The sequence below is a fragment of the Methylobacterium sp. WL103 genome (genome assembly GCF_008039885.1).
Lineage (GTDB): Bacteria > Pseudomonadota > Alphaproteobacteria > Rhizobiales > Beijerinckiaceae > Methylobacterium > Methylobacterium cerastii.
In genome coordinates this window covers 1-9,393 of sequence record NZ_VRUX01000126.1, presented here as the reverse complement: position 1 = coordinate 9,393, position 9,393 = coordinate 1, and the positions used below count along the sequence as shown (strand labels likewise).

General features: G+C 69.4%; 9 protein-coding genes and 1 pseudogene. 5 read left to right on the top strand and 5 right to left on the bottom strand.

Annotated elements, in window-relative coordinates:
* The first annotated feature begins 668 nt into the window (after nt 1–668).
* Nucleotides 669–1,538, top strand: a complete 870-nt coding sequence (locus FV222_RS10385) for a DNA/RNA non-specific endonuclease (RefSeq protein WP_246685404.1) — start codon at nt 669–671, stop codon at nt 1,536–1,538.
* Nucleotides 1,539–1,550: 12 nt separating this feature from the next.
* Nucleotides 1,551–1,826: a hypothetical protein gene (locus FV222_RS10380; RefSeq protein ID WP_147765148.1), complete on the top strand. Its 276-nt coding sequence runs from the start codon at nt 1,551–1,553 to the stop codon at nt 1,824–1,826.
* Nucleotides 1,827–1,837: 11 nt separating this feature from the next.
* On the opposite strand, the gene FV222_RS10375 is transcribed toward FV222_RS10380, so the two are convergent.
* A complete protein-coding gene (locus tag FV222_RS10375) occupies nt 1,838–2,086 on the bottom strand; it encodes a hypothetical protein (RefSeq protein WP_147765147.1) in 249 nt (82 codons plus the stop codon).
* Nucleotides 2,087–2,206: 120 nt separating this feature from the next.
* A complete protein-coding gene (locus tag FV222_RS10370; protein ID WP_147765146.1) occupies nt 2,207–2,422 on the bottom strand; it encodes a hypothetical protein in 216 nt (71 codons plus the stop codon).
* Nucleotides 2,423–2,594: 172 nt separating this feature from the next.
* Between FV222_RS10370 and FV222_RS10365 the strand changes: the two genes are divergently transcribed.
* The 3 genes from FV222_RS10365 (at nt 2,595) to eda (ending at nt 6,314) form a co-directional block, all read left to right on the top strand.
* Nucleotides 2,595–3,710: an asparaginase gene (locus FV222_RS10365; protein ID WP_246685403.1), complete on the top strand. Its 1,116-nt coding sequence runs from the start codon at nt 2,595–2,597 to the stop codon at nt 3,708–3,710.
* Nucleotides 3,711–3,852: 142 nt separating this feature from the next.
* On the top strand, nt 3,853–5,676 hold the full coding sequence (edd, locus tag FV222_RS10360; RefSeq protein ID WP_147765144.1) for a phosphogluconate dehydratase: 1,824 nt from the start codon (nt 3,853–3,855) through the stop codon (nt 5,674–5,676).
* Nucleotides 5,677–5,699: 23 nt separating this feature from the next.
* Nucleotides 5,700–6,314: a bifunctional 4-hydroxy-2-oxoglutarate aldolase/2-dehydro-3-deoxy-phosphogluconate aldolase gene (gene eda / locus FV222_RS10355; RefSeq protein ID WP_147814148.1), complete on the top strand. Its 615-nt coding sequence runs from the start codon at nt 5,700–5,702 to the stop codon at nt 6,312–6,314.
* Nucleotides 6,315–6,481: 167 nt separating this feature from the next.
* Here the strand turns inward: eda and FV222_RS10350 are convergent, their stop codons facing one another.
* The 3 genes and pseudogenes from FV222_RS10350 to FV222_RS10340 all read right to left on the bottom strand — a co-directional run.
* The gene (locus FV222_RS10350) at nt 6,482–6,781 is read right to left on the bottom strand and encodes a hypothetical protein (RefSeq protein ID WP_147754077.1); all 300 of its coding nucleotides are present in this window, start codon (nt 6,779–6,781) and stop codon (nt 6,482–6,484) included.
* 163 nt (nt 6,782–6,944) lie between these two features.
* Nucleotides 6,945–9,059 (bottom strand): ABC transporter ATP-binding protein/permease, encoded by a 2,115-nt coding sequence (locus FV222_RS10345; RefSeq protein WP_147765142.1) that lies wholly within the window; start codon nt 9,057–9,059, stop codon nt 6,945–6,947.
* A 128-nt stretch (nt 9,060–9,187) separates the two neighbouring features.
* Nucleotides 9,188–9,393: pseudogene (locus FV222_RS10340) on the bottom strand (hypothetical protein); the annotation flags it as partial.

Here is a 9,393-nt window from a genome sequence, read left to right as displayed (position 1 = left end):
TGCCCGCCCGTCACCGACACGGTCTCGATCATCTCAGACCGAACCGCCTCCGCAACCGCCGGAAGGTCGCTCTCCGGCAACAGACGCAACGCAGACGTCTCAGACAAACCGTCCAAAATCGAGGGGGATGTTTCTTGACGTGTCAATGAACCACTCGCTCGCTATGACTTCCGGCCCGAAGGGCATCCGTGGCAGGCCGCGTCGATCCGAGGCGGCCGATGCGCGGTCCACCTCCCCTATGACGACGGGGTCGTTCCGGCCGGTTTCGCCGTCGCCCGCTCGCGGGAACGTTGGTACGGCCGCTGTCATGATAGTGCCAATTACGGACCTTGTGGGATCCGATCAATGTTTCATCCCTGGATTTTCCCACTTTCGTGCCCTCGCTGCCACATGAGGCCCGCGTTGCTCCGTGCTGTGCTGTCCGGATTCCTATCGATTCTCGCCTTCGTCTTCAGCGCGCGCGCGGAAGCCGAGCCGCGCCCGGTCGACGACGTGTTCACGTTCGCGTGTGCCTTTCTCGGCGACTGCCCGGTTCGCACCGTGCCGGGCGCCCCCGATCGCGACGTCCGCCCATTCGAGGGCACGCTCGGTCGCCCCTGCACCTGGCGCGAGCGCCCGACGCCGTCGGGGCCGCGCAGGGTTCGCGCGTGCTCTTGAGCCGCGGACGAATCGCCCTCGTCGCCCTGATCCTCGGCCTCGGTCCGGTTCGCGCCGCGGAACGCTGCCCGGCCTTGTTCGTCGACAACCGCTCCCCTGAACTGACGAATCCGAAGCTCGCCGCCAAGACGCTGCCCCTCTGCTTCGACGCCTATGCGGTGCTGCATTCCGGGGTGGCGCGCGCGCCGCTCTACGCCGCCGAACGGCTGACCCGGGCGAGCGTCTCGGACGCGCGGCGGGTCGAGCGGATCGACGCCTTCCACGACGAGGACCGCGTCCCCGCCGACGAGCGCGCGCGGCTCGACGACTACGTCCGCAGCGGGTTTGACCGGGGCCATCTCGCGCCGGCCGGCGACATGCCGACCGGCGCGGCGCAGGCACAATCTTTCAGCCTGGCCAACGTCGTCCCGCAGAACCGCGCCCTGAACCGAAGCCTCTGGGCGGCGATCGAGGAGAGCACGCGCCGGCTCGCGACCCGGCGCGGGCAGCTCTTCGTCGTGACCGGGCCGGTCTATGCGGGCGACGCGCTCGCCTCGATCAACGGCCGCGTGCTGGTGCCGAGCCAGATGTTCAAGGCGATCTACGATCCGGTCGCGGGGGAGGGCGGCGCCTACCTTGCGCCCAACGATGCGGGCGGGACCTGGCAGGCGATCTCCCTCGACGCCTTGCGCGGCGTCGCCGGGATCGACGCGTTCCCGTCGCTGTCGCCGAGCCAGAAGGCCTCGGCGATGACGCTTCCCGAGCCGCGCGCCTATTCCCGCGACGACGTCGCCGACCACCGCCCCCAGGGTCGGGAGCAGACTTGGCGCGCTTGGCTCGGCCACGAGGCCGCGCGCGCCCTGCACCGCGCCCTGCGCCAGCTGCTCCGCTCGATCTTCTGAGGATCCTTTGCGATGACGAAGCCCAAGGATGGCGAGCCCGCCTTCGAGCCCTTTGCGGATGCGGCGGCGGTGAGGACCGTCGGCGCACTGGCGTTCGAGAACGGCCCCGACACGATCGCGCTGCACGGCTCCCTCGACATCACGCGGGACAAGGCCGGCCTGGCGCAGGCGCGCGCGCTGAAGGCCACGGTCGACGCCGTGGTCGCCGCGCTCGAGGCAGCGGATTTGCCGGCCGAGGTCGCCGAATCGACGACCGCGCCGACGGTGGTGAAGAACCCCTTCGCCTGACGGCGCGGATTTCAGGCGATGCGCACGCTGGTCATGGCCTCCGCGGCGCGCCGGACTTCGCCGGCGATCAGCTCCTCGCTTGCGCCATCGATCGGCATGTCGGCCAGGAGAACGGCGACGTCGCGCTTCACGTCCTCGCGCACCTCCGGGTCCTCCTCGGACAGGCGCCCGATCAGCACGCCCATCACGATCTCCATCGCCAGCATCTTCGCGTAGAGGCGCGAGACGGCGTCGAGCGGCTCGTCGTCGGGTTCGGACATGGGGTTCCTGCTTGATCCGGGCCGCTGGCGACCGCGCGTCCCGCGTGATCGGCCGAAGCGAGGCCGGCGCGCAAGTCCGACGTGACCGAAGCGTGGACACGGACGGATGAAGCGCGGGCGCTACGGTGCCTGCGTCGCAGCGACCAATGCAGGCGGTTCGGGTTTCGCCTCGGCGCCGGGCGCCTTGCGAGACACGTAGTAGATGTCGATCGCCCGCCAGAACGCGCCTTGCTCGTCGGAGGTGCGGCGGGCGAGCGCCGTGTCGAGGAGGGACATCGCCTCGCGGGCGGGGGCGTTGGCCTCGACTTCCCGCAGAAGGCTGGCGAAGGTCAGCATGGCGGCGCCTTTCCCGGGGGACGACCCGTCTTCAACGCTCAAGCTGCCGCTTCGATCCGGCGTGACGGTCGCGCGGCTCGGTCGCGCGAACGAACGGCTTCGTTCTTGCCTCGCGGATGGGCCGGCCTACGATGCGGCCGGTGCGCCGCGCCGCGGCGATCCATACGAAGGGGTGTCGATGCTTCCTGTCAGATCCAGCCGGTGCGCCGCGCTCGCGGCCCTTCTCCTCGCGAGCCTGTCGCTGCCCGGGGCGGCGATCGGGCGCGAGATGTCCGACGCGGCGGTGGAGGCCAAGGTCGGCAAGCCGAACGTGGTGATCCTCGCCACCGGCGGCACCATCGCCGGCGCCGGCGCGGACGCGGCCAACAGCGCGACGTATCAGGCGGCCAAGGTCGGGGTCGACAAGCTGATCGCGGCGGTGCCGCAGATGTCGGCCATCGCCAACGTCCGCGGCGAGCAGGTCTTCCAGATCGCTTCCGAGAGCTTCACCGACGCGCAGCTCGTGCAGCTGGCCAAACGCGTGTCGCAGCTGGTCAAGCAGAGCGACGTCGACGGCGTGGTCATCACCCACGGCACCGACACGCTCGAGGAGACCTCGCTGTTCCTCAACCTCGTGGTGAAGACCGACAAGCCGATCGTCGTGGTCGGCTCGATGCGCCCCTCCACCGCCATCTCCGCCGACGGCGCGCTCAACCTGCTCGATGCGGTCGCGGTGGCCGGCAGCAAGGAGGCGGTCGGCAAGGGCGTCATGGTGACGATGAACGACCAGATCCAGTCCGGCCGCGACGCCACCAAGCGCACCAACATCGTTCCGAGCGCGTTCTTCAGCCAGTGGGGCTCGCTCGGCATGGTGGTCGAGGGCAAGACCTACTTCTTCCGCAGCCTCGACAAGCGCCACGGCACCAGCTCCGAGTTCGACATCGACACGATCGACGCGCTGCCGCTGGTCGCCATCGTCTACGGCTCGGGCAACATGTTCCCCGGCGCCTACAAGGCCGCGGTCGACGCCGGCGCCAAGGCGATCGTCAACGCGGGCACCGGCAACGGCTCGGTGCCGGGCTACCTCGTGGACACGCTGAAGGACATCCGCGCGAAGGGCACGCTGATCATCCGCTCCTCGCGCGTGCCCGACGGCTTCGTCCTGCGCAACGCCGAGCAGCCGGACGACAGCTACGATTGGGTCGTCGCCCACGACCTGAACCCGCAGAAGGCCAAGATCCTCGCGGCGGTGGCGCTGACCAAGACCAGCGACACCAAGGAGCTGCAGCGGATCTTCTGGCAGTATTGAGACTTAAGTCCCCGGTCTGTCCTGCCATCTTGCGGTCGGCTCGGAGGCGTAGGGGCTTGTATCTTCGTCGGCTGGCCCAAAGTCGGCAGCGCACAGGACGGCCCCGGAGCGTTTCGCATCCGGGCCGTCGAGAGGACTTGCGATGACAGAGATCCATCCGGTGGTCGCGGCCGTGACGGCGCGCGTGGTCGCGCGCTCGCGCGATTCCCGGGCCGCCTACCTCGACCTGATCCGGCGCGAGCGCGAATCCGGCGTGCATCGGCCGACGCTCGCTTGCGGCAACCTCGCCCACGGCTTCGCGGCGTCGGGCGAGGACAAGGCCGCGATCCGCTCGGGCCGGGCGATGAACATCGGCATCGTCACCGCCTACAACGACATGCTGTCGGCGCATCAGCCCTACGGACGCTACCCCGAGCAGATCAAGCTGTTCGCCCGCGAGGTCGGCGCGACGGCGCAGGTCGCGGGCGGCACGCCGGCCATGTGCGACGGCGTCACGCAAGGCCAGCGCGGCATGGAGCTGTCGCTGTTCTCGCGCGACACGATCGCGTTGTCGGCCGCGGTGGCGCTGAGCCACGGCATGTTCGACGGCGCCGCGCTCCTCGGCATCTGCGACAAGATCGTGCCGGGCCTGATCATCGGCGCGCTGCGCTTCGGCCACCTGCCGACGATCCTGATTCCGGCAGGCCCCATGCCGACCGGCATCGCCAACAAGGAGAAGCAGCGCGTCCGCCAGCTCTATGCCGAGGGAAAGGTCGGCCGCGAGGAGCTGCTGGAATCCGAATCCGCCTCTTATCACGGCGCCGGCACCTGCACGTTCTACGGCACCGCCAACTCCAACCAGATGATGATGGACGTGATGGGCCTGCACATGCCGGGCGCCTCGTTTATCAACCCGGGCACCAAGCTGCGCCAGGCGGTCACGCGCGCTGCGATCCACCGCCTGTCGGAGATCGGCGCATCGGGCAACGATTACCGGCCGCTCGGGCGCTGCATCGACGAGAAGGCGATCGTCAACGCGGTGGTGGGGCTGCTCGCCACCGGCGGCTCGACCAACCACGCGATCCACCTGCCGGCGATGGCGCGCGCCGCCGGCATCGTCCTCGACTGGGAGGATTTCGACCGGCTCTCGGCCGTGGTGCCGCTGATCGCCCGCGTCTACCCGAACGGCTCGGGCGACGTGAACCACTTCCACGCGGCCGGCGGCATGAGCTTCGTCATGGCGAGCCTGATCGATGCCGGGCTGCTGCACGACGACATCCTCACCGTGTCCGGTGCGCGCCTGCGCGACCACGCCCGCGACCCGAAGCTCTCGGGGGACGACCTCACGTTCGAGGATGCGGTGCCCGAGAGCCTGGACGACACGATGCTGCGCAAGCCCGCCGCGCCGTTCCAGGCGGACGGCGGGATGCGGCTGGTCAAGGGCAACCTCGGCCGTGCCACCTTCAAGACCAGCGCGGTCGAGGAGCATCGCCGCACGATCGAGGCGCCGGCCCGCGTCTTCGACCACCAGGACGACGTGCTGAAGGCGTTCAAGGCGGGCGAGCTCGAGCGCGACGTGGTCGTGGTGGTGCGCTTCCAGGGTCCCCGCGCCAACGGGATGCCGGAGCTGCACAAGCTCACACCGCAGCTCGGCGTCCTCCAGGATCGCGGCCACAAGGTCGCCCTCGTCACCGACGGGCGGATGTCGGGCGCTTCAGGTAAGGTGCCGGCGGCGATCCACCTCAGCCCCGAGGCGCTGGGCGGCGGCCTGATCGCTAAGATCCGCGACGGCGACATCGTGCGCCTCAGCGCGGAAGAGGGCCTGCTGCAGGTGCTCGTCGACGACGCCGAACTCGCCGCCCGCGACGACGCCGTGGCACCGCCGCCGGCCACCGGCACCGGGCGCGAGCTGTTCGCCTTCATGCGCCACGGCGCGGACGGAGCCGAGCAGGGCGCCTCGGCGATGCTCGCCGCCGCCGGCCTTTGAGATCAACGGACAAGGAACGCACCATGACCGGCATCGACGCGCTGATGCGCTCCGTCCCCGTGATCCCCGTCCTCGTGATCGAGGAGGTCGAGCACGCCGAGCCGATCGCCCGCGCCCTGGTCGAGGGCGGGCTTACAGCGCTCGAAGTCACCCTGCGCACGCCGGCGGCGTTGGACGTGATCCGCGCGATGTCGCGGGTGGAGGGCGCGGTGGTGGGCGCCGGAACAGTGCTCAACGAGCGCGACCTCGACGCGGCGATCGAGGCTGGCGCGACCTTCATCGTCAGCCCGGGCCTCACCGCGCCGCTCACCGAGGCGGCGCTGAAGCGCGGCATCCCCTACCTACCGGGGGTCTCGAACGCCGCCGACATCATGCGCGGCCTCGACCACGGGCTCGACCGGTTCAAGTTCTTTCCGGCGGAGGCTTCGGGCGGGATCAAGGCGCTGAAGGCGCTGGCCGCGCCGTTCGGCCAGGTCCGGTTCTGCCCGACCGGCGGCATCTCGGAGGCGACGGCGCCGGAATGGCTGGCGCTCAGTGCGGTGCTCTGCGTCGGCGGAAGCTGGGTGGTGAAGCCCGGTGCGCCGGACGTGGACGCAATCCGGAAGTGCGCCCTCGTGGCGACGGGGCTGCGCGGCTAAAGCATTTTCGAGCGAGGTGGACGCCGGCTCGCGTGAAGAAAATGCGACCACGCAATAGGACAGAGCATGTTGCATGATCCGGAGATCATGCAACATGCTCTAAACGCGCGAAAACGCCCGCCCCGGTCTCCCGGAGCGGGCGCAATCTCAGCTGCGATCGAAGTCGATCAGCAATCGTTGCTGGCGGCCTGCGCGGCGGTCGGCTTGCCCTTGTCCTGCGCGTTCACGTCGGCGGGCGAGGTGGCGGTCGCGGCGGAGCCCGCCTTGTTCATCGCGCCGACCGTGCCGGGGGACTCGCCCTTGGCGCCGGGGCTGGTGTTGGCGGTGGCGCTCGGATCGACCGTCGAGGACTTGCTGGCGTCCTTGTTCGGCGTGACCGTGGTCCCGGTCGAGCAGGGCGCCGCGAAGGCTGCCGACGACATCAGGACGAGGGCGGCGGCGCTGGCGAAAGTCGTGATCTTGGTCATGCGTTTCTCCGCAGTTTCTTGATAGCGGGGTACAAACGTCACGACTGCGTGAGGGTTCCTTTCTTATTCCCGATCGGCAATTGCGATTGGTGATTCGTCCCGTCTCGCCCTTCGATCATTGAAAAGCCGGCTCGACATGCGAGCCTTCGTTGCGGCGGATGCTCTATTCGGCCGGCGCGACGGCGCGAAGCTCGCGCGGGCTGAACAATCCGTCACCCGTCGCCTGCATGTCGACCCGGCGCTCGTGGTGCGCGTGCAGCGTCGAGCGATGCCCGATCGAGACGATCGTGGTCCCGGGCAGCCTCTCGCGCAGCATGCGATAGATGCCGGCCTCGCTCGCCTCGTCCAGCGCGGCGGTCGATTCGTCGAGGAAGAGCCATTCGGGCTTGGCCAGCACCGCGCGGGCGATGGCCAGGCGCTGCTGCTCGCCACCGGACAGGCGCTGGTCCCAGGCGTCGATCTCGTCGAGGCGGTCGGCCAGCGCCGGCAGCTGCGCCGCGACGAGGGCCTCGCGGATCGCAGCGTCCGGAAACTGGTCCGTAGTGTTCGGGTAGCACACGGCGCCGCGCAGGGTTCCGAGCGGGATGTAGGGGCGCTGCGGCAGCACCAGGGCCGACTGGCCGGCCGGGACGTCGATCCGGCCCTTGCCGAACGGCCAGATGCCGGCGATGGCACGGAACAGGGTCGACTTGCCCGAGCCGGACGGGCCGGTGAGCAGGGTCGCCGCGCCCTTGGTCAGGGACAGGCCGTCGGCTGTGACGATGGTCCGCCCGTCGGGCAGGGCGAGGGTCAGCCCCGTGGCGGTCACGTCGGCCTTGCTGGCGTTGCCGTGGCCGAGCCCGTCGGTCGCCGCGGAATACGCCTCGGCCAGCGTCATCGCGCGCTTGAACGACGCGAGACGGTTGGTGTTGGCCTTGTAGGCCGCGATCGTGACGTAGGAGTTGATGAAGAACGACAGCGACGACTGCACGCTCGAGAAGGCGTCGCCGGTCTGCTGGAACTGCCCGAGGGTGATCTTCTTCAGGAAGTAGCTCGGCGCCGCGAGGATGTAGGGGAACACCACGCTGATCTGACTGTAGGACAGCGTGAAGCTGCCGAGCTTGATCCGCCGGTAGATGATGCCGAGGTAGTTGTGGATGATCTCGTGGAAGAGGCTCTTCAGCCTGACGTTCTCGGCGCGCTCGCCGCGCAGCAGCGCGATCTGCTCGGAATAGATCCGCGACCGGGCCAGCGAGAAGCGGAAGTCGGCCTCGACCTTCTCCTGCCGGAAGTCGAGACCAATCAGCGGCCGCCCGATCACATGCGTCAGCCAGGTGCCGACCAGGGCGTAGCCGACCACGAGCCAGACGAGGAAGCCCGGCACGACGGTGTCGGTGAACGGAAGCACGAAGTCGCGCGACAGCCCCCACAGGATGACCATGAACGAGACCAAGGTCGCGGCCTGCGACAGCAGGCGGATCGAGAGCGTCGTCGTCTGCGAGATGAACAGGTTGACGTCGCTCTGGATGCGCTGATCCGGGTTGTCGGCGTGCTCGCCGGTGAAGGGGATGCGGTAATGCGTGCCGCCGTCGAGCCAGCGCTCGTAGAAGCTTCGGGTCAGCCAAGTGCGCCAGCGCAGGTGGAGCGACGCGTCGACGAAGGTGTCGAACATGCCGACCACGACCCAGACCGTGGCCAGCGGCGCGAAGATCCAGACGAGCTGGTACCAGAACGCGTCGGCATTGTACTCCTGCAGGGCGTTGAACAGGTCTCGGAACCAGAAGTTCAGGCGCAGCTGCAGCGCCACCTGCGCGAAGGTGATGAAGATCGACAGCGCCACCAGCCGCTGCCCGACCTTGCCCTCGGTATTGCCGAAGAACCGGAACGGGCCGATCTCCGCGGTCGGCGCTTCGCGGCTGGCGAAGTAGGGGTCGGCGATCAGGGTGATTGCGCGGATCGGCTTGAGGTAGGAGATCGCGAGGACGAGGCCGCCGAACACGACGGCACCGGTGGCCGCGAAGGCCGGCGGCAGCAGGGCGGCCAGCGTCGGCGGCAGCAGGCTCATCGCCGCCAGGGTCTTGCCACCGGCCAGCACAAGGTAGCCGATCCCGTAGACCGCGACGAAGACCTTCAGGTAGGCGGAGAGGTTGGCCGAGGCGAGCAGGATGCCGGCCATCGCGAAGCCCGCGAGCGACACGTAGAGCGGCGGGGAGGGCACGCCGGGCGCCGCCAGCAGCACGAGGGCGGCAAGCGCCGTGAGCACGGCCTGCAAGCCGAGCCCGCTTCGAAGTGCGGCCACGCGCGTCTCCCGGTGATCTTGGTGGTCGGCTCCGTTGTCGGAGCCCTCCCGGCGGCAGTGAAGGCGGGTCGTGGCGAGATCGTGGCACCAAGAGGCGCGCGACGCTCAACCGCGCGTGAACGGGCGGCCTACCAGTTCCAATCCTCGAAGCCGGGCTCGCGGCAGCGATAGCCGATCGGGCATTGCGGGTTGTCGCGAGTAGGCACGAGACGGAGCTCGGCGATCTCGGACAGGTCGCAGAAGCTGCGGTCGCGCACGACGCGCTCGGGCTGTCCGGCGCCGACCGCGATCGTCACGTCGCCGCCGCGCTTCACCAGCGCCATCGCGTCGGCGC